This is a genomic window from Priestia sp. 53B2 (genome assembly GCF_056099005.1).
In genome coordinates this window covers 544,352-565,347 of record NZ_JBLZXA010000027.1, presented here as the reverse complement: position 1 = coordinate 565,347, position 20,996 = coordinate 544,352, and the positions used below count along the sequence as shown (strand labels likewise).

The window sequence follows — 20,996 nt, the reverse complement described above, 5'->3', positions numbered from 1 at the left end:
ACCTCCCTCATGTTTTTGACTATAGGTTTTCCTGATGGGAGGTCTTTTATTCGACTAGGTGTATTTATAACAGCACCTGCTTGATTGTGCTTTTAAACTATACTCACGTTTTCCAATAATACAAAAAGGATAGATAGAGCATGCCTATGACGCTCATCTATCCTTCATTTCTATCCTATATAATGTTTAACGCTATACAGGCGTTTATCACTATTTCCTAACAAGGATCTGATTTTTGATACAACTAGCATATACAAGTTATTCTTCTATTTTGTATTTTTCTTTTTTTCGAAGAAACGGCCACCAGTTTCCTTCTCCAAGCGTCACGACAATCGCTGGCATAAGAAGCGGAAGAATAACAAGGCCATAAAGTAAAAGACCAATGATAACAACCGTTGCTACATGAACAAGTGTTAATACACCCGATGGCATCATAGCCCCAAACGTTCCAGCTAAGATAATAGCAGCAGTGATAATGACCGATCCCATCTTACTCATAGACGTAACCATCCCTTCTGCTACGCCGCTTTTTACTTCTTCGTTAAAACGGTCTAACAAGAAAATAGAATAGTCAATTCCAAGGGCAACTAAAATAACAAAACTAAAGAATGGCACAGCCCAGCTGATTCCGTCATTCCCCATTATATCCACGAATAGAAGCTCTGAGATTCCCATTGCTGTATAATACGTAAGCAGCAGTGAAGCAATCATGTATACAGGCATTATCATTGAACGGAATAAAATGGTCAGCACAATAAACAGCCCAATCATCATAATGACCATTGTGCGTGAAAGATCCGTTGTAGATAAATCTTTTAAATCCGCATTCGAGCTCGATACTCCTCCGTACACAATTTCTGTATGTTCAAACGGCGTCTCAACGACTTCGTTTGCCACTGCTTTTTCAATATTTTTTACGGTTGAAATGGCTTCTTCAGAATATGGATTTTGATCAAGCACTACACTGAGCTTAACTCCTTTTCCATCTGCAAAAGAATAGTTATCGATGGATTGTTTAAACCCTTTATCTTTCATCACTTCTGCTGGAAGATAAATACCCGTATCTCTAACTGTTGAGCTGTCGCTCATGTTATCAAGCATATCCGTTGCTTTTGTTAAGCCATCTGAGATCTTCGTCAGTCCGTCATTCGCACTTTTAACTCCTTTTGCTAACTGATTGATACTGTCTGATAGCGTTCCGACTTGACCTTGCTGAGCTGAAAGATTCTCATTTGCTTGTTGGAGACCGGTTTGAATGACAGTAAGCTGTTTGCTGATTGCAGCGAGCTGAGAAACCGCTTGCTGCACATTTCCTGTTGTAGAAAGCTGAGTGCTGATGAGCTGCAGCTGTTGATTAATTTGAGCTAATCCGTCTGCAGCAGGTGCAAGCGATCCCCCAGATTTCTTTTTAGAAGCAGAACCCGTTTGGTCAGCTATTTGATTTAGCCCTTTTTCTACATCACTTAATCCTTTTTCTACATCTCCAATTCCTTTAACAGCATCTTTGATTCCGTCTGATACAGAGCCTAGCTGTGAATTAACATATAAATCATCAATTTTTTCTCCGGTAGGCTGTGTGATAGTGATGACAGAATCCACATGATCCACTTTGTCAATTGCTTTGCTTATATTTCCTAAATAAGGAATAACATCCGCCTTTGTTAACTCTTTATCTCCTTTAATAATAATATTGACAGGAAACGCTTTTCCTTCTCCCAGTGCATCACTAATAGCGTTTAGTCCTTTTATAGATTTATAATCGCTGCTTATTTCAGCAGTAGAATCAAACGATACTTTTGAGTCGTACGTTACAATAAAAGGAACGGTAATAATCGCTGTAATGACTAAAAACACGAACGGTCGCGCCACTGCCTTTTTCCCTAAAAAGCCCCACAGCTTATTATCGCTATGAGAAGCCACTTTTTTAGACGGCCAAAATAATTTTTCTCCAAGTGTAACCATAAAAAGTGGAAGCAGAGTAAATAAAATGACTAGCAGTACACCTACCCCCACTGCTACGCCGACAGCCGATTGGAAAATGGCAAACTTGGCAAATCCGATGGCCGCAAACCCAATAAATACGGCAATTCCGCTGATAAATAGCGTTCTTCCTGCTGTACGGTAAGCCGTGATCGTGGCTTCTACTTTATCATGTCCGTTTGCCAATTCTTCACGGAAACGATTAAGTAAAAGAATGCAGTAATCCGTACCAATTCCAAACAAAATAGCTACTAAGAACGTTTGCGTGAATGTTGAGATTGGAAAATCGACATTTTTAACTAAAATCCCTAGTAACGATTGACTGATTAAGTATGTGATTCCCACAATTAAAATAGGAATAAACGGCGTCACGACTGAACGGAAAACGAGTAAAAGCAAACCTAAAATCAAAAAGATAGTAATAAACTCGGTTTTCTTTAACCCTTCTTCTGAACTGTGTGCAAAGTCTTGATTAATAAGAGATGCACCTGTTACATATGCCGTAACGTCTTTTGGCACGTTATCATAAATCTGATTCGCTATTTTTTCAACTTTTTCATCCGATCCACTGACAGTAACCGGAACTAAAACGGTTTTTTTGTCTTTAGACATTAATTGATTACGAACATCTTGATCAGCCGTTAAAGGCGTTGTGACATCTTTTACACCTTTAATTTTCTCTGTCTTATCAATGATTTTCTGTATTTGTTTCTCACTCTCTTTATCTAATGAGTTATCTAACTTAATAACCATGCTGATGGTATTACTGTCTTCTCCGGCATTTTTTAGAATTTGGCTGGCTCTAGATGAAACGGCATCGTCGGGAAGCTGAGACTGTCCTTTTTCACTTGCGAGCTTTGTTAAATTTGGTGCCGTTAGCATCAATATAACCGTTAAAGCTAAAATAAAGGCCGCAATCACCCATTTAAATTTCACAATAAATTTCATTCTTTGCTTTCCCCTTTTATAGTTAACTTTTCTTTTGCCATTGTAAGAATTTCAATAAATGTATCTATTTTTTCTTCTTCTACATCATCAAACAAATTCTCAATGATACTAAAACACGCGGCATTTCCGTCATTTATTACCTTTTCTCCTTCAGCCGTAATCTTAATAAGCTTTGAACGTTTATCGCTCTCTAGTTCATTAGTGTCCCACTCCACAAGCCCTTTTTCGAGCAATTTTTTGATTCGATTCGAAATGGCACTTTTATGAACACCTTGCAAGACAGCAAGACTGCCAGGTGAAGACGGACCTTTGATCATTAAACTATTTAACAAATCAAACTGCTGCCTAGAGACATGTTCAAAGAGGTTATGGCTGATCTCTCTATGAATTACTTCTGTTCCTACAAACAGCACTTCTTCAAAAAGTTCTACAGCTTGATATAACTTGCTTTTTGTCACTTCTTTCCCTCCTTTGCTTATTTAGTTTATAGGTATAAACTATTTAACTTTAAAAATAGTTTATAGGACTAAACTTTATTCTGTCAATAAATTTATGTTTGACTGTCTTCATATATGATAAAGATAAACGGAATTCTAAAAGATACCGCTTACATCAGCTTTTTTGGTTGTCAAAGCTCCATCACTTAAGTATTATTAGTAATTGACTTCTTTTTAAGGAGATATAAATTTTATACACAGAAAGGGTGATCACACATGAATACAATGCATGCTAATGAGCAGGTCAGTAAGAAAGATTCCTTTCCGATTGCTCTCATCTCGTTGACTCTTGGAGCTTTTGCTATTGGAATGACGGAATTTGTTATTATGGGGATACTGCCTAACGTTGCGGAAGACCTTCATGTTAGCATTTCGACTGCTGGCCAGCTAATTACAAGCTATGCTTTAGGAGTAGCAATCGGCGCGCCAATTTTAACCATTTTTACTCACCGACTTCCTCAAAAGCTTCTGCTTTGTTTACTCATGCTTTTATTTATTCTCGGAAATGCGATTGCTATTATTGCACCTAGCTATGGAATTTTAATGGGAGCTCGTTTAGTTACGGCATTATGTCACGGTACTTTCTTTGGAGTAGGCGCTGTTATTGCTTCACGGCTCGTGCAGCCTCATAAACGTGCAAGTGCTGTCGCAACGATGATGGCGGGTTTAACCATTGCAAATATCATCGGGGTTCCTGTGGGAACATTCATTGGGCAACACTTAGGCTGGAGAGCTTCGTTTGGGGCTATTACGATCATGGGGATTATTGCATTTATTGGTATTATTCTGTTTATCCCAAAGCTTGGTCAAGAAAAATTAACGGGTCTAAAACAGCAGTTTGCTGCTTTTACTCAACCAAAGCTTCTTGTGATGCTTCTTTTAAGCGCAATAGGATGCGGCAGTTTATTTACTGTTTTTACGTACATTACACCGCTTCTTGAAGATGTTACAGGAGTAAGTGAACATAGCGTTACATGGATACTTGTATTATATGGATGCGGCGTTACGCTCGGAAACGTTGTTGGAGGCAAGCTTGCAGACTGGAAGTTAATGCCTTCGGTTGTAGGTATATTTGCTTTTCTTTGTATTGTGCTGACTATTTTTACGTTTACTGTTAAAAGCCCAGCAGCAGCAATTATCACGCTGTTTTTCTGGGGAGCAGCAGCGTTTGCTGTAATGCCTGGTATTCAAGTGAAAATTATGAACTTAGCACAGGAAGCACCTGCTTTAGCTTCTACTTCGAATCACTCGTTTGCTAACTTAGGAAATGCTTTTGGCGCCTTTTTCGGAGGCGTAATTATTAACCATATGGGACTTACTTCACTTCCTTGGGTCGGCGCCATTTTTGTAGGAACGGCTTTTATTATCAGCACTTGTCTTTTTATTGTGGAAACACGCAAAAAACATAGTGAACAATCGTCCTAACTGTCTAACAACCGAACAACAAGTAAAAAAAGAGCCTTTCTTTGCTGAAAGGCTCTTTTTTTACTTTTAACTCGCTTTTTTCATTTCTTTACTTGTTAATCGACTGTGTTTACGAGAGTAACCCATATACACAATAATACCAAGCACAATCCATATGCTAAAATACAGCCATGTTGTTTTAGGAAGGTTAATCATTAAAAATAAACAAGATAATACGGATAGGATTGGTAAAGCTGGTACAAACGGCATTGTAAATCCACGTTTTAAAGTTGGATGCGTTTTACGTAAGATGATAATGCTGACGCCCACCATGCCGAAAGTTAAAAGAGCTCCGATATTTGCTAAATTCGCAAGTTCTTTTAGATCAATAAATCCTGAAATTAACGCTCCGATAATCCCTACTAGCCAAGTAGACAGAGTCGGAACTCCCGTTTTCTCATTTGTTTTAGCAAATGCTTTTGGCAGCAAGCCGTCGCGGCTCATTGAGAATAAAATGCGTGTTGCTGCATAAATGTAGGCGAAAATAACAGCCATAATTCCAATAACAGCTCCTGCAGCAATAACTCCTGCCACTGCATTTTGCCCTACTGAATGAAGAACATAAGCCATTGCTTCTGGGACATTCAGTTCCTTGTATGAAACAACTCCAGTCATAACAAGGCATACTGCTACATAAATAATCGTGCAGATCACCAGTGAACTAATAATGCCAATAGGCAAATTGCGCTGCGGGTTCTTTACTTCCTCTGCTGATGTAGATAAGGCATCAAAACCTAAGAAAGCAAAAAATACGGCTGCTCCCCCTGTCACAACACCTTCAATTCCATAAGGCATAAAAGGAGTCCAATTAGACGGCTTTACATAAAAAGCCCCTACAATAATAAAGAGAAGGATAATAAATAATTTAACAAGCACCATAAAATTATTCACTTTTTTACTTTCTTTTGTTCCTCTTGAAAGCAGCCATGTAATAAGAAGCGTAATACAAATAGCAGGAAGGTTTACTAGGCCTCCATTTGCAGGGATCGTAATTAATTCTTTTGGCAGTGAAAAACCAAAGCCTTCTAAAAAGTTGTTAAAATAAGAAGACCAGCCGTTTGCTACTGCTGACATTGTTAATAAATAGACGGAAAGCAACGTCCATCCCATTAAGTGTGCTACCACTTCGCCGATGGTTGCATATGTATAAGTGTAAACGCTCCCAGATACAGGTATAGTTGAAGCAAATTCCGCATAGCAAAGCGCTGCAAAACCGCATACAATAGAAGCCAGTATAAAAGAAAAAATAACGGCTGGTCCAGCATCATTAGCAGCCACCAAACCTGTTAACACTAAAACCCCCGTTCCTATTACGGCTCCAATACCAAGAAGAGTCAAATCGAATGCTCCTAATGTTTTGACTAGAGATTTGTTTTGACTTTGTTCTAATAATTGCTCGATTGACTTCTTTTTAAATAGTTTTCCCATTGCACTCTCTCCTCTCTGTTGCCACTCATCCCTTAAAAAACTTGAAAATGACATTTTTCCCCATTTGGCTGCGCGTTTTTACTTCAGATACAGAAGTAATTATATAGAAATAATTACTAACTTGTCTATTAGTATACTAATATCATTATATATATTTCAAGAGTTTTTGTAAGCGATTTCTTACCATCACTATATTTTAGATTTATAAACTAAACAAAGCAGTTATCATTGTGCTTATACATAATAAGTTTGAATGAAAATAATATTCTAAAAAATAAAATTATAAGTTTTTAGATAATTTTTTTACTAACTATCTTCAGATATAAATTCCTGGCATAGAGATTATTTACAGAACGATGAATGTTTTATCTTACCGGGTGTTATAATGATGAAAAATGAAGTATATGAAGGGCGGAAACAGATGCTTAACTTACTTATTGGCTGTGTTTTGTTAGCTTTAGGAGTGTACTTTATGTTTAAATTTCTTTTTTATTCTCCTTCTAAAAAGAAGCGAGACCAGCAAAAGGTGAGCAAATTACCTAATGAGAATTCAGCTTCATCCAGCACAAACGATTCGAATGGAATAAGATAAATTTTTTTATAAAATACCGGCGTTTGTCTAAGGCAAAAGTTATACTGCTGATATATATTATCTTATACCCTTCTAGTTCAATATTCCCTTCATTTTGGTGTAAGACAAGATGAAGGGAATCACTATCCGACTTAAAAAATCGGATTTTTCTATTTAGTAAGGTGAATAGTTTTAATAAACTCCGTTTGAATTCATTTCTTTACTCAAGTATACAGCTGAATCTTCAACACTTATTGTTCCAATATTTTTCTTTCCGTGCTTTCGCATGGCAAGCAATTCATTTTCCACTTCTTTATCTCCTATCACGGCCATATAAGGAACTTTCATCATTTCTGCTTCTCGAATTTTCAGACCTATTTTTTCAATGCGATCATCAACCTCAACACGATACCCTTGTGACTCCAGCTCGTGTTTCACTTTATATGCATATTCCACATGCGGCAGTGCAATAGGCAATAGTTTGAGTTGAACAGGAGCTAACCAAAGAGGAAATTGACCTTCGTAATGTTCAATCAAGATGGCCATAAATCGTTCAACGGAACCGTATATAGCGCGGTGAATCATTACGGGACGATGAGGTTTATTGTCTTCTCCAATATACATACAGTCAAACTTCTCTGGCATTAAGAAATCAAGCTGAATTGTTCCGCACTGCCAGCTGCGACCTAAGGAATCTAAAATATGAAAATCGATTTTCGGCCCGTAAAAAGCTCCGTCTCCTTCATTCACCTGATAGTCTAAGCCTTTTTCACTTAACACAGATTGAAGCGACTTTTCTGCTTGATTCCATGTTTCGATATCTCCCATAAATTTTTCAGGCCGTGTGGATAGCTCCACTTTGTAATCGAAGCCAAAATGTGAATAAAAGTCATGGATAAACGCTAGAATGCGGCTAATCTCAGCTTCAATCTGACTGAGTTCTACGAATAAATGAGCGTCGTCCTGTGTGAATGACCGGACTCTTAGCAATCCGTTTAAAGAGCCAGAAAGCTCGTGGCGATGAACTAATCCAAGCTCTGCGTATCGAATCGGAAGTTCTCGGTAGCTTCTTCGCTTGCTGTTAAACAATAAAATGGCTCCCGGACAATTCATCGGTTTAATCGCATAGTTTTGTTTGTCAACATTTGAAAAATACATATTCTCATGATAGTGCTCCCAGTGCCCTGATTGTTCCCAGAGTTTCTGTTTCATCATGATGGGTGTTTTTATTTCTTGATAGCCTGCTTTGTAATGTTTTTGTTTCCAGTAATTTTCTAACTCATTTCGAACAATCATTCCGTTAGGTAAGAAAAACGGCATACCAGGAGCTTCTTCCATCGACATAAACAGCTCCAGTTCTTGACCTAACTTTTGATGATTTCGCTTTTCTGCTTCCATTTGTTTTGACACGTTCATTCCTCCAATATGTTTTTATTCAACAAAAAACCGCACTCATCCCTAGTAAAGGGACGAATGCGGCCGTGGTACCACCCTAATTCCGTAAAATACCCATACGTATTTTACGCTTAAAAAGATAACGGTTTTACCGGTTGCGGTTTCAGTGTATACACATTCCCCGCCGCAGCTCCAAGGTGGTAAATTCATTTCGTTTTCTAAGGGTTCTCAGCCAGTGACCCTACTCTCTGTAAAGAAAATCTAAAAATGATTCATGTCCTTTTCATTGCTTGTATATTCATTTTTTCTACATAAAAAACCGCACTCATCCCTAGTGAAGGGACGAATGCGGCCGTGGTACCACCCTAATTCCATAAAATACCTACACGTATTTTACGCTCAAAAAAGATAACGGTTTTACCGATTGCAGTTTCAGTTATGCACGTTCCCTGCAATAGCTCTAAGGTGGTAAATTAGATGATTTCTTAAGGGCTCTCAGCCAGTGACCCTATTCTCTGCGAAGAAAACAGCATCTAATTCGTGTCCTTTTCATTGCCAAATACTGTTTATTAGTTGTTAAAAGCGATTATAGTGTATAAATTTAACAAAAGTCAAGAGTTATTTTTTTATTTTTTAATGTTATAGAATTACTTTATGCTTGAATTCCCGAAAAGTTACTTAGGAATATCTGGGCTCAAAAAGTTTTTTATTATAATATTGACAACCTACTCATAGTAGTATCAATGACTAGATTTATGACTAATTTTTGTAACAATAAAGGTAAAAGAAGAAAAGCGAGATAAATCTCATGAACCCATATACAGTTCATTCAACTCCTCTACCGGCAACAAAAATATCAAAAAACGGTCACAAGCTACGTGTCCATCTAAAATGCTCGTGGAGACATCTTAAGAAAGCTTATAAAACGAAATGGTGATTTCGGGTAAAACAGAGACTATTGATGATATACTAACATATTATTTTTTTATCACGTAAATATTGGATGAGAATTCATAGAAACTATTTTGTTATATACATGTACGTAAAAACTCCTCATGCATACTTCATGCTACGTTATTTCTTCTTAAAATCCATTCTAATGCTCTAATAGTGAATATTACTCTACTGTTTATGTTATGTACACAACTAAAAAAGCTAATGGCAGCGTATAGCTAACCATTAGCTTTTTAGTTATTTTGCAAATACATGCTGTCCAATTTTAATTGTTTCTTGTTTTCCGCGCAGCCATTGATCTGCCGTTTTATTAGAGTTAAAGAAGAATAATGAACCTTTTCCTTGACCTTGGAAGTTAATTGCTTCTTCTACAGCTTTTTGTGAATCTTTATCTGCAGGTTTATTAATTTGACCGTTGCTAACCGGGCTGTACTGACCTTTTTGATAAATAACGCCTTTTACAGTATCCGGGAATTTGCTGCTGTCGACTCTATTTAATACCACTGTCGCCACGGCTACTTTGCCTGCGTACGGCTCTCCTTTGGCTTCAGCTGATACAAGACGAGCTAATAGTTCCTTATCATTTTTATTTACTTGAATGTGCTGTTCATGAGCGGGCGCTGCAGCAAACGCTGAGTAACCTGCACCAAAGCTTGGGATAAGCATTGCTATAGCAATCACTAGTTTTTTTATCATAAAAATAAAATCCTCCTTGCTATTTCTTAACGTGGATCATATGCTAGCAGAAATATAAGAGGCTTTCATTACGAAAAATTATCCAATTACAAAAGAAATTGGATATTGTTATGCTTTTTCGGCAGCTTTTAGCAGCATAAAACTGCGGCCTGAATTATAAATATTAGTTGCATTTACTTCGTTAGTAGTTTATGATGTAAAAATATAAATAGTAATGATTACGATTTAGGGAAATATTTTAAGAAAGAGTGGATTATTTGGCTAAAAAATCAAAGATAGTAAAAGAAAAGAAACGACAAGAACTTGTAGAAAAATACGCAGAGTTAAGGCATCAGTTAAAGGAACAAGGAAATTATGATGAACTACGAAAGCTACCGAGGGATTCTTCGCCTACTCGCTTGCATAATCGCTGTAAAGTAACGGGAAGACCTCGCGGGTATTTACGTAAATTTAAGCTTTCGCGAATTGCATTTAGAGAGCTTGCTCACAAGGGACAGCTTCCTGGAGTAAAAAAATCAAGCTGGTAAACTTCTAATTAAGTAAAGGACCCTCTTTGCCACAAAAGGAAGAAGCACGCATTATAAATCGTAATCATTACTTTTAATAGGAGGGATCAATATGGCTACATGGAACTTAGATAAAACAAAACATCACGTTTTCATTTGTAATGGAAGCAGCTGTAATCAAGCTGGAGCCGAAGAAGTCACGCAAGCGATCCGAAATGAAATAGCTAATCAAGAATTAGATCCATACATACACACTACTCGCACTCGATGTAACGGAAGATGCCATGATAAATGCGTCGTCGTTTCCTATCCAGACGGTATTTGGTATAAAGATATAAAACATCATGATGCACGAGAGTTTATTAACTCTTTAAAAACAGGTCAATCTTTTTCAAAGAAAATAAGCCATATTTTTTGCGGAGAAGGTTTCCAGCGAACAGAAGGCACTGTGAAAGGTATCTCAAAAGAAAAAGAAAACGTCATCAAAGTATCTAAAAAACTTTAATTTAAAATAGTGAAAACATGGTCTTTAATCAATTAACAGAGAAACATAATTAAAAATGTCTGTTTGTTCTCTCTAATGCACCTGTTACTCGAGATAAACAACAAAAGCCGCCCTAAGCAAACGGGGCGGCTTTTGTCACCTTTAAATTTTGTAGAAATTATATTTTCTCTGTTTCAAATATGAAATTTGAACTATATATTTTCTTAACTACTGATGAAAGAATATGGATTCCTTTTTTTACCTCTTCATCTGTAGCGGTAAGACTTATGCGAATGCACTCCTGATTGTGAGAAGAAGATTGACTGCCATGAAAAAATGACCGTCCTGGTACTACAATCAAGTTTGCTGCTTTTAATTTATTGTATAAATCTTTATCACTAAAAGGAAGACCTTCTAGCCAAAGCCAACCAAATAACGAACCTTCTGCTTTGTGCAAATACCAAGGAATATCATCCGACATATGGGTAGTTAAAAGATTTTTTAAATAGTCATGTTTCTGTTTATAATGAGCTCTTATATAGCTAGCTGAAATTTCAGCTAACTTCCCGCTCTTCAAGGTGTTAACCACCATCCGTTGACCTAGCCTAGAAGAGTGAATCAGAATATTTGATTGAAATGCTTCCATCACTTTTATAAAGTCACTTTTTCCTATAGCAACCCCTATTCTCTCTCCAGGCAAGCCGGCTTTAGAAAGACTCATGCAGTGAATGATATTATCATGTATGATTGGATCCATTTCAATAAAATTAATAGCAGGAAAAGGCGGTGCATAGGCTGAATCAATTAGCAATGGAATGTGATAGTCCTTGCACACTTGGGATATAAGCTGTACGGCTTCTTCGGAAAGAATGTTGCCGCTTGGGTTATTAGGTCTTGATAATACCACCGCTCCGATATCTGGGTCCTGAGCTATTTTATCTTTGAATGCCTGTTTGTTAAATTCATAACGAAACGTATGATGATCGAGCTTTGAGAGGATAGGAGGAATTCCTTCTATTACACCTTCCTCTAGTGCCACTCCGCTGTACCCAGCGTAATCTGGCAGCATAGGTATTAATGCTTTTTTTACTCTTCCTTCTTTATTTGTACCGCAAAATGAATTTAGAGCTAAAAAAAACAGATTTTGACTTCCCGAAGTGATCAAGACTTGTTCTCTGTCCAGTTTAATACGATAATTCGTAGAGAAGTATTCTCTTATGCAATCAATTAATTCATACGTACCGTAACTAGAACCATATTGGCTAATTAAATTCTTTAGTTGTTTGTCGTTCACAATATCTTTTAAAGCTTCTTCCCACATTTCATAAACTCCAGGGAGTATAGCAGGGTTGCCAGCGCTTAAATTCACATAGTGATGGGAATCAGAATTGAGCACTTCTTGGATATCATGCATAATAGCGCGAACGCCTACTTTATTAGTCATTTTGTTTCCTATTTTACTTAAATGCAAAGCAGTCATCAGTGCACCTTCTCCTTAGAGATTATGGTTATCGAATAGTAAGTATGGAACTTCAATCTTTTTATTTTGCTGATTAATAAAATAATTGTCCGGAATAATAAATTTATCACCGTTCTCACTAGGCAATAAATATTTTCGAACATAACGCTCAGCTTCTTCTTTATAGTCAAGGTCACTTTGAATCGTTTCAAGTTCCTCAATTTCTTTTACTAAAAGATCTAGTTCTTTCAAGCACATGTCTAAATCTAAAGAAGCATGATCTCCTTTTAGGGAAATTGAACGACCGTTTTTAACTAACCAGCTAAAAAGAAAAAATCCTGTTCCAGAATCAAAGTTTCGGGGTGCATTATGCTGACTAGGGTATCTTAAAAGTCGTTCAAAGAGAACAAATTCCGTTATCTCTTCCCAAAAAGGATATTTTCTTTTATGAAGAGTCAGCACCGTCTGGCAATCTACTTTAACTTCTTCTAGTATGCCTGCAAAAAAATTCATTTTCGCCTGTATATGCTGGTCAAAAGGTTTATTTCCGCAGTGATGATAATAATCATGCAGATATCCCCAAATCACCCTTGCCTGATAGGTGTCTTGTCTATTCATAGTGCGAGATTTAAGGTTAAAATCAGGAAAGATAGAATACGCTCTTTTTAATGTATCCTCATTGTATATGCTGTGAAATTTATTAAAGAAAAATATCGCGAAGTTTTGACTTGTTACCTTTTCTTTTGTTTTTACATTCTCAGGAAAAAATACAATACACTTCCCTTCCATAAATCCTCGAGTACCAGCCAGCAGCTTTAAAGATTCACATCCATTTTTAGGATGAGGAAGGTCTGCTTCAATGGATTTCATGATTTCAGGTTCATCGCGAACGGCTATAAAGGCTTCTAAATAAAACCCTCTTTTTGTAGGGCCATTAGGTGTTACAATCGGTCCTAAAAAGAACGTCGCTTCCCCGTTTGCAGGCGGGCTATAAGCAATTAACGTTTGATCAAAATAAGGAGCCTGATCGAGTCCTCTTTCAATCCAATCACATACGTCATTTTTTAATGCACTCCACACTTCAGATAAATTTAAAGAGTTATATATTGTTTCAGTTTCAGCAACTACTTTTAATAGGAGCTCTCTAGCTTTTTCGTAATTTCTTTTGACCTCTCCATTTGGGCCCTGATATTTTCTTATCTCATATAGAGCAGGTACTATTTTATCGTTTAATAACTCCACTAAACTTTGAGTATGATTTTTTGTTAACATGATTAAAACCCTCCTTTTTTAGAACAGCTACTTAGCAGAAATATTTTTAGATGATTTAAGAGTAGAGTTATTTGTGTTTTTCTCTATTTGTTTTTTCAAGTTAATAAATATAACCCCTGCTATTATAAACGCTGTACCTATATAGACCTGTTTGTTTAATGTTTCACCTAAAAAGACAAATCCTACATATAAGGCGATAACCGGTGAAATAAATAAATGCGCCGTTGCTTTTGATATATGCCATTTTTTTAATAAATAAATATTAATAGAAAACCCCAAGACCGATCCTATAATGGCCAAGTATAATAATGAGATAAGACTAATCCCAGAGAAAGTACGGTTTCCATTTTCTACATATAAACTAACAATCAGTAAACAAGCGCCTCCACTGAGCATCGAAAAAGAATTAAAGGTCATAATAGGCAAGGATTTTATGCGAGATTGAACTTGAACAGTTATAAAAGCAGAACCTAGCATAGCCATTAAAATGACAATCATTGCTACTATTTGAATAACATTTCCCTGTATAAACAGCTGATTTCCAAATACAACGCTCATACCAATTAAGCACATGACTACACCTATCTTTTGTCCTTTTGTAGCTGGTGTTCCTTTAAATAAGCGATTAAATAAAAGAGCAAACACTGAAATGCTGGCAGCTAAAACGGAAACAAGCCCGCTTGGCAAATAGACGGATGCCCAATAAACAGAACCAAACGGTAGAGCAAAGTACAAAATTCCGTTTAATGCTGAAATGATTACTACTTCTTTTGAAACGGCCATTTTTTTTGTGAATAAGAGGTAGAGGGCAATTATTAAACTAGCAATTAAAAACCTCATACCTGCTGACCATAGAGGCAAGCTATCTTTTAATCCAGTCTTTTGAAAAGCCCATGTCGTTCCCCCGATGACGGCTAATAGACAAAACAAAAGATGTACATGAATACGGGTTAATTTAGAAATCACTGTTTCACCTTATTTCTTTTTTAAAGTTAAGCCTATTTTCTTCCGTGGAGCGTAAAACACATCGGCACTTCTCCAAAATCTTTTACAACTGTTAAACCCTGCTCGTTAGCAGCTTTACTCGTTGTAATACATGCGTCTACCTTTCCTTCTAAGCAATCAATCGCAGCTTGAGCATTACTATTTACTAACTGAACATTAGGACTGATGGAATGAGCTAAATCAACAGGGGCAGGATGTGAAGCAATTAACAGGTTATTGTTTGTTATCACCTCTTCTTTTGAGGCAAGCACCATGTTATACGTTGGCATAATAAAGCTATCTACTAGCTCTAAACTAGTTAAATTTTTAAACACAATATCATGTAAGTAAGGATATACCGCACAGCCTAGAAGAGCAGAACTCTCTGTTTCTTTCACATGAACTAAAGCTTCTTCCAACGTTTGATGTAAAAACACCTGACCTTGTATGCTTTGGCGTTCGAACCACAGATAGCCTGCTTTTTCACAATTTGTTCCTTCAGGCCCTAAGGTATGGATAATGCTAATCTTTTGAAGCTGCTTCTTTTTCTTACTAGACGACTCTGCAACTATCATAGCCTTTGATACCCCCTATGCGTTTACTTTATTTTTATAAACGATTTTTACTTTGTTATCTAAATAGCTGTAATACTGCTCACAGCCGGAATAAGAGTCATGAGTGGTTAAAATAAATCCAGGGTAACCTGAAAAGTGCGGATATGGTAAAATGTCTGTCCCTTTAGTTATAAATTGAATAACCCTTTTTACTTCAGTGTCTCTACGCACGTCTTCTAAGCCTCGAATTTCTTTAAAAATCCCATGGCCCTGCACAGGAATAATGTAGTTGCCCACCACTTTCTTTTGCTTTCTTTCATTTTTTAATGCAGGAGGTTTTAATCCTAATACATAGTGAAAAACTAGTTCCATATAGTTAATAGCTGTACTTTCCTTTACGATATAATGAGAAATCCCAGACCCTCCAATGCGCGCTCCTATTTCAATCACATAAGGTTTTCCCGCTGGATCCAGGCGTAATTCAATATGAGCCGGTCCATCCTCAATTCCTAAAGCATTTGCTGCTCTAGCTGCTTCTTGTGCAATAGATTGCCAAACGTTTTCTTCTAGCTGAGCTGGAGCTATATAAACACCTTCTTCAAAGAAAGGTCCTTTGGAATTTCCTTTATAACCTATAGAAAGTACATAAACTTCTCCTTCTACAGAAAACGTCTCAATAGCAAACTCTGGTCCGTCTATAAATTGCTCAATTACCATGCCCGTTTTATTTTTTGTGAATTTACTTAGGTCTTCTTCATTTACGCGTCTCACTTTTTCTATGCTGTCAATCAGTTCCTTTTTATTATTCGCTCGTGATACACCTTGACTGGAAAATCCGTTAGAAGGTTTTACTACGACAGGATAAGGCAGTGAAAGATTCTTTAATTCCTCCTTATTTTCAACCTCTTTAAAATACGGAGTGTTAAGATCATTATTTTTTAAAACCTCTCTCATCTTCTGCTTGTTGCGACAGTTACTAATCACAAACGGTGATAAGCCCGGTAAGTTTAATTCTTCTGTCAGCTGAGCTACAAACTCTAATGCAGGCTCATATAATGTCATAATGCCGTCAAAAGGATTTTTGTCATGCTCTGTTTTAATAATCTCAAGAGCTTTGTCTGGGGTGTGAAATAAATCAATGGGTATGAACTTTTGTACGTTTTTAAGATGCTTAGGTTCTACTTCTTCTTGGTTATAAAAAAACGTCACTTTAATTCCGAGAGCTTCTGCTTCTTCAAAAATAAACGGTAAATATGTATTTTGTAACACAACTGCTAGATGCTTATTTTGTAACGGCATTTACTTCCCCCCTACTTTTAAACAGTTCTTCACTGTTCGATGACTAAATTCTAATGACCGCTTCATATATTTGTCAATTTAATTTTATATAACATTAGGAATATATAGAATATTTTATATATTAGTAAAAAGTAAAGAAAAGAATGGTTTATAGGGTTAATACTAAAGCGAAATTAAAAGCAGGAATTTTGCTATTTGATTATAAAGATATTGTTAGAAAAAATTTAATGAGAATTTTTATAAAAAAAAAGAGATTGAGACTTAACTAAATCAATAGACGAACAAATTGGATAAAGTAGCTAGTATAAATCACTTATTACACCGCGGTTGATTTCCGTGCCAGACTTCACTTTCCGCGGGCGGCCGATGAGCCTCCTCGTCGCTTCCGCTTTTCCCACAGGAGTCTTCGTCTTGCCCTCCAATCACCAGCTAGAAGCACCTCCATACATGAAATCTACGTTCATCCTAACCATAAAAAAATCCGAACGATTCATCGTTCAGATCTTCCATCAATTAAAATAATTTTATCCCAGCCTCTTTTCGACTTAGCATTTATTTCATAGCCTGCAAATGATTATTAGATTTTTGTTTTGCATCACGCTGAACGAAAAAAATGATGCAAAGCGCCAGAAGATATAAACATGCAAAAGCTGTTATGTACCAAAGTGTTGAGGTAATTCCGCTTGCGTCCATAGTAAAGCCAATAAGTGCAGGAAAAATAGCTCCTCCAAGCCCTGAAAAACCAGTAATTAAACTTGTTACAATACGAGCAGATCCGGTAAATGTATGATTAGCATATACCATCGTAATCGAATAGATACCTGACATTGCAAGCCCTAAAAACCCTAATAAAATATAGCCTGCAACAGCTTCTTTTAATACGATAAACAGCACTAAACTCACAATCGTTCCTCCAATGCGGCTACACCAATACCGTTTAAAAAATTGAATGCGATAATCCACTCAAATGGAGGCAATAAAAGCATACCTATTTGTGATAGCGCTATCATCAGTGCGGCAATTGTAAGTAAATTCATTTCTCTGAAGCGTCCTAATAGAAAAGAAGATAGCGGAACTCCTATCAAAAATCCTAAAGAACCTAATAATACAAGCTGCCCCCCTATCGTATAGGAAACATGATAATGAGTTAACAATTGCGGTAAGACGGACCCAACGGCTGTAATGACTAATCCGCCCAGCAAATAAAGCGCATACGAAGCTAGCGCAAATTTTTTCATCTCCCCACTCCCTTAAATTCTTTAAAATTTTCTTTCTGTACTTCATTATAAAGCTTTTTTTAATGGTTAACTGAAATTTGAGAAAAAGACCTTTCTTCCTACTTCACTTAATTTCCAGTCATTTACAAGATAAAATAAAAAAGAAGGAGACGTATGTCTCCTTCTTTTTTTCTTTCACTTTATAGCGACGCTTTTAAAATAGCTAAAATATCATCTTTATTTAGTTTTTTAAAGTTACCGAAACCTCCGTGCTCCATTTCACGAGCAGCAATTCCAGCAATTTCGTCTAGTCGCTCTTCTCCGATATCGTAATCTGCTAAGCGAGAAGGTGCACCAAGGCTTGACCAAAAAGCGCTTAGTTTATCGATTCCTTCTAACGCAATTTCTTTGTCGCTTTTACCTGCAGTTTCAATATCGAACATGCTTGTCATTACATGCTTCATACGAGTTACATCTTGATCTACAACGTGTCGCATCCAATTTGGGAATAGGATTGCTAAACCGCCCGCATGAGGAATGTCATATACCGCTGACACTGCGTGTTCAATCGTATGCGAAGCCCAATCTCCAAAGTAGCCCATTTGAAGTGTTCCGTTTAATGCGATTGTTCCGGAATATAAAATCGTTTCGCGGTGCTCGTAGCTTTGCAGATCTTCTAGTAATTTCGGTGCTGTTTCAATTACTGTTTGTAATACGGAATAGCACATACGATCTTGTAAAGGCGTGTTTTTCACGTTATGGAAATATTGTTCGAACACATGGCTCATCATGTCTACCATGCCGTAGATAGTTTGATCTCTAGGAACAGACATCGTGTTCACAGGATCTAGTATAGAAAATACAGGGTGCGTAACGGCGCTTCCCCAAACGTATTTTTCATTTGTTTCCCAATTCGTAATAACAGAATCAGGATTCATTTCAGAACCTGTTGCTGCCAATGTTAATACCGTTCCAAACGGCAGTGCTTTTGTAGCCGTTACTTTCTTGTTAATAATATCCCAGACGTCTCCTTCATACTCAGCTCCGGCAGCGATTGCTTTTGTGCAGTCAATAACGCTTCCTCCGCCGACTGCTAACATGAAGTCAATGTTTTCATTTCGGCAAATTTCAATTCCTTTTCGTACCGTAGATAGTCGAGGATTTGGCTCTACGCCCGCTAACTCATGTATATTTACGTTTAACTCTTTTAACAGCGTAAGAACTTGATCGTATAAACCGTTTTTTTTAATGCTTCCTCCGCCGTAAACAAGCAAAATATTTTTTCCGTATTTCGGGAGTTCTTCTGATAATGCTTGAAGCTGATCTTTTCCGAAGATTAATTTTGTGGGATTATGATAAATGAAATTTTCCATACTATCTGTATACCTCCTAGTTGAATATAAAGTAAGTTGTCGCATTACGCGAACAAGAATGTAAGTATAAATGTAAAACAAAAATTTTTCAAGAGTTAAGTTCTCAAATCGCGTACTTTATTTTATTGAGTAATTAAAATGAAGAAAATGGCTTCTTAGATATAAAAAAGAGAGCAAGTAAATGCTCTCTTTAAAGTTCTTTATAAGCCATTTTTCTATACGTAACAAATCCTTCTTTTTCGTAAAAGCTCTCGGCAATCGTATTGTCATTCCAATAATCTAACTCAATTGTATTTATGTCGTTTGTACGAGCAATGCTATAAATTTCTTTCATCAAACTCGAACCAAACCCTTTGTTTTTGTGGAGTTCTGTGATATTTATTTGATGAACGTAAATTGACTTGTAAGTCTTTTTAAACACTGTCTCTGAATACTGCTTTATTTCCAACCAAGCGAATCCTACATGCTGCCCCTCGCCTTCTGCTAAAAGAAAGATAAACCTATCGTTTTCTATCACTTTCTTAAAAAATTCATGTATCTGATGAAAGTCATATGTTTGAAAATGCTGCGGGTATAATTCTACATGCAGTTGATGAACAGACTGATTAAGCTTGGCAATTTTACCAGCATCGAAAGTACGGCTAATCTTCAATTTTTTCTCTCCTATATATCTCGTATTTAGTAATGGTCGTTATGAATTTATTTCGTTTAATATAGCCGGTGCGTTTGAGGTGAATAACAAATAGTTTTTACTGGTCGTTTTTATAAAGATGCGGTTAGTCGTTCCGTACGGAGGACCAATCCGAAGGGCGTTTGCTTCTTTACCCCCGTACGTGTCATCTTCCGTTACTTCAAGAATGTCTTCTAACGGAATCCTAAAGTGTGCAAGCTGCCATTTTATAATGAGATTATCATTTATTTTTCGGATACTGATAGTTGGTGTAAACATTTTATACATACCCTCCCCTTAACTTTCTCCCTGTGCAATGTGTTCTTTTATCCTTAAAATTGCTTCTTTCGGACAGCCTTGAAAATACCCTCCATGGTAACAAATAACATGCTCAATGTCGTAGTGTAAGAATTTTTCCAGTGAGTGAACTGCTTGGTCCATATTTAAGGTCGTTTGTTTAACAGGTCCCATTAGTTGTCCATTTGCAAATACTAAAGCATCTCCAGCAACCAGTGTTTTTGATTTTCTTAAATAAAAACTTACATGCCCAGGTGTGTGTCCAGGGGTAAAAATCGGTTCAATGCCTTCACAGTATGGGAGCATTCGACTCCCTTTTAATACTATATCTACGTCAACTTTTGGAGGGTTTGTATACAAATATTTTATTTCATCAGGTATAGCTGCTAGTTCTTCGTTACTCATTCGACTCGCATTCGTTTTAATAAGCGGAAGTTTCCCTTCAATATACGGCTTATCAAATTCATGAGCATATACGATGATATTTTCATTTGATTTTTTTCGTATATCAGTCGCACATCCTATATGATCTAGATCTTGATGTGTTAAAAGAATTACTTTTAGCTGTTCAATAGATATATTCAATTCACCCAAGGCCTCTTTCAGTTGATCGGTTTGCCCAGGCATTCCTGTATCAATTAGAATAGCTTCATCGTTATTCCAAACTAACGTAGGATTTAATATTATATCTTGGTCAAAAGCTCTGGCAGTCAACTGTAGCATTTCAACACCTTCTGAAATTCTCATCACAAACCCCTTTTCTTATTAAAATTACAAAAACTTTAACCTTCTATAATTGCGTAGCTTACAGTGCTATTCTTGAATTTTATCAATAAACAAAATAAAAACCAGGCTGGAAAAAAATCACTTTTTATGCTATGATATCTATAAAATAAAGCTTACTATGATAGATTTCTATAAATGAAAAGGTGAACCCTGGACAACAAG

19 protein-coding genes and 2 other annotated features are annotated in these 20,996 nt (G+C 36.6%); of the genes, 3 read left to right on the top strand and 16 right to left on the bottom strand.

Annotated features, from left to right (window positions below; all coding sequences use genetic code 11):
- Nucleotides 1-258: 258 nt before the first annotated feature.
- A complete protein-coding gene (locus ACN6NE_RS23375) occupies nt 259-2,928 on the bottom strand; it encodes an MMPL family transporter (protein ID WP_474327511.1) in 2,670 nt (889 codons plus the stop codon).
- The gene (locus ACN6NE_RS23370) at nt 2,925-3,386 is read right to left on the bottom strand and encodes a MarR family winged helix-turn-helix transcriptional regulator (RefSeq protein WP_047750944.1); all 462 of its coding nucleotides are present in this window, start codon (nt 3,384-3,386) and stop codon (nt 2,925-2,927) included. Before ACN6NE_RS23370 ends, ACN6NE_RS23375 begins: the two co-directional genes overlap by 4 nt.
- A 255-nt stretch (nt 3,387-3,641) precedes the next feature.
- Here ACN6NE_RS23370 and ACN6NE_RS23365 point away from each other — a divergent pair, with 255 nt between their 5' ends.
- On the top strand, nt 3,642-4,850 hold the full coding sequence (locus ACN6NE_RS23365) for an MFS transporter (protein ID WP_474327508.1): 1,209 nt from the start codon (nt 3,642-3,644) through the stop codon (nt 4,848-4,850).
- A gap of 66 nt (nt 4,851-4,916) precedes the next feature.
- On the opposite strand, the gene ACN6NE_RS23360 is transcribed toward ACN6NE_RS23365, so the two are convergent.
- The 3 genes from ACN6NE_RS23360 to ACN6NE_RS23350 all read right to left on the bottom strand — a co-directional run bounded on the left by ACN6NE_RS23360 (nt 4,917) and on the right by ACN6NE_RS23350 (nt 9,933).
- Nucleotides 4,917-6,317, bottom strand: a complete 1,401-nt coding sequence (locus tag ACN6NE_RS23360) for an amino acid permease (protein WP_129709341.1) — start codon at nt 6,315-6,317, stop codon at nt 4,917-4,919.
- 763 nt (nt 6,318-7,080) lie between these two features.
- Nucleotides 7,081-8,304 carry a threonine--tRNA ligase gene (thrS, locus tag ACN6NE_RS23355; protein ID WP_129709335.1) on the bottom strand — a complete coding sequence of 408 codons (1,224 nt, stop codon included), beginning with the start codon at nt 8,302-8,304 and terminating at the stop codon, nt 7,081-7,083.
- 46 nt (nt 8,305-8,350) lie between these two features.
- Nucleotides 8,351-8,579 (bottom strand) — a binding site (T-box leader).
- A 39-nt stretch (nt 8,580-8,618) separates the two neighbouring features.
- Nucleotides 8,619-8,845: a binding site (T-box leader), on the bottom strand.
- A gap of 629 nt (nt 8,846-9,474) precedes the next feature.
- A complete protein-coding gene (locus ACN6NE_RS23350) occupies nt 9,475-9,933 on the bottom strand; it encodes a cell wall hydrolase (RefSeq protein WP_474327506.1) in 459 nt (152 codons plus the stop codon).
- A 257-nt stretch (nt 9,934-10,190) separates the two neighbouring features.
- On the opposite strand from ACN6NE_RS23350, the gene rpsN reads away from it, so the two are divergent.
- Together rpsN and ACN6NE_RS23340 are read left to right on the top strand one after the other, a co-directional pair.
- Entirely contained in the window at nt 10,191-10,460 is a 270-nt protein-coding gene (gene rpsN, locus ACN6NE_RS23345; RefSeq protein ID WP_129709328.1) for a 30S ribosomal protein S14, read from the top strand.
- 91 nt (nt 10,461-10,551) lie between these two features.
- Nucleotides 10,552-10,944 (top strand): (2Fe-2S) ferredoxin domain-containing protein, encoded by a 393-nt coding sequence (locus ACN6NE_RS23340; RefSeq protein WP_129709325.1) that lies wholly within the window; start codon nt 10,552-10,554, stop codon nt 10,942-10,944.
- A 157-nt stretch (nt 10,945-11,101) separates the two neighbouring features.
- Here ACN6NE_RS23340 and ACN6NE_RS23335 read toward each other — a convergent pair whose 3' ends face one another.
- From ACN6NE_RS23335 to ACN6NE_RS23285, 11 genes are all read right to left on the bottom strand, one after another.
- The gene (locus tag ACN6NE_RS23335; RefSeq protein WP_474327503.1) at nt 11,102-12,403 is read right to left on the bottom strand and encodes a valine--pyruvate transaminase; all 1,302 of its coding nucleotides are present in this window, start codon (nt 12,401-12,403) and stop codon (nt 11,102-11,104) included.
- Between the two features lie 15 nt (nt 12,404-12,418).
- On the bottom strand, nt 12,419-13,654 hold the full coding sequence (locus ACN6NE_RS23330) for a DUF6421 family protein (protein WP_129709302.1): 1,236 nt from the start codon (nt 13,652-13,654) through the stop codon (nt 12,419-12,421).
- Between the two features lie 27 nt (nt 13,655-13,681).
- Complete coding sequence (locus ACN6NE_RS23325; RefSeq protein ID WP_129709299.1) at nt 13,682-14,620, bottom strand: DMT family transporter; 939 nt, start codon at nt 14,618-14,620, stop codon at nt 13,682-13,684.
- Nucleotides 14,621-14,652: 32 nt separating this feature from the next.
- The gene (locus tag ACN6NE_RS23320; RefSeq protein WP_129709296.1) at nt 14,653-15,213 is read right to left on the bottom strand and encodes a hypothetical protein; all 561 of its coding nucleotides are present in this window, start codon (nt 15,211-15,213) and stop codon (nt 14,653-14,655) included.
- 15 nt (nt 15,214-15,228) lie between these two features.
- On the bottom strand, nt 15,229-16,491 hold the full coding sequence (locus ACN6NE_RS23315; protein WP_129709293.1) for an ATP-grasp domain-containing protein: 1,263 nt from the start codon (nt 16,489-16,491) through the stop codon (nt 15,229-15,231).
- A gap of 552 nt (nt 16,492-17,043) precedes the next feature.
- Nucleotides 17,044-17,394, bottom strand: coding sequence for a hypothetical protein (locus ACN6NE_RS23310; RefSeq protein WP_474327500.1), 351 nt, complete (start codon nt 17,392-17,394; stop codon nt 17,044-17,046).
- Nucleotides 17,391-17,729 carry a hypothetical protein gene (locus ACN6NE_RS23305; RefSeq protein ID WP_474327498.1) on the bottom strand — a complete coding sequence of 113 codons (339 nt, stop codon included), beginning with the start codon at nt 17,727-17,729 and terminating at the stop codon, nt 17,391-17,393. Before ACN6NE_RS23305 ends, ACN6NE_RS23310 begins: the two co-directional genes overlap by 4 nt.
- A gap of 179 nt (nt 17,730-17,908) precedes the next feature.
- Complete coding sequence (locus ACN6NE_RS23300; RefSeq protein WP_129709288.1) at nt 17,909-19,081, bottom strand: iron-containing alcohol dehydrogenase; 1,173 nt, start codon at nt 19,079-19,081, stop codon at nt 17,909-17,911.
- A 190-nt stretch (nt 19,082-19,271) separates the two neighbouring features.
- Nucleotides 19,272-19,733 carry an N-acetyltransferase family protein gene (locus tag ACN6NE_RS23295; protein ID WP_474327496.1) on the bottom strand — a complete coding sequence of 154 codons (462 nt, stop codon included), beginning with the start codon at nt 19,731-19,733 and terminating at the stop codon, nt 19,272-19,274.
- A 39-nt stretch (nt 19,734-19,772) separates the two neighbouring features.
- Entirely contained in the window at nt 19,773-20,030 is a 258-nt protein-coding gene (locus tag ACN6NE_RS23290) for a SunI/YnzG family protein (RefSeq protein ID WP_474327494.1), read from the bottom strand.
- Nucleotides 20,031-20,048: 18 nt separating this feature from the next.
- Nucleotides 20,049-20,795 (bottom strand): MBL fold metallo-hydrolase, encoded by a 747-nt coding sequence (locus tag ACN6NE_RS23285; RefSeq protein ID WP_474327492.1) that lies wholly within the window; start codon nt 20,793-20,795, stop codon nt 20,049-20,051.
- Nucleotides 20,796-20,996 lie beyond the last annotated feature (201 nt).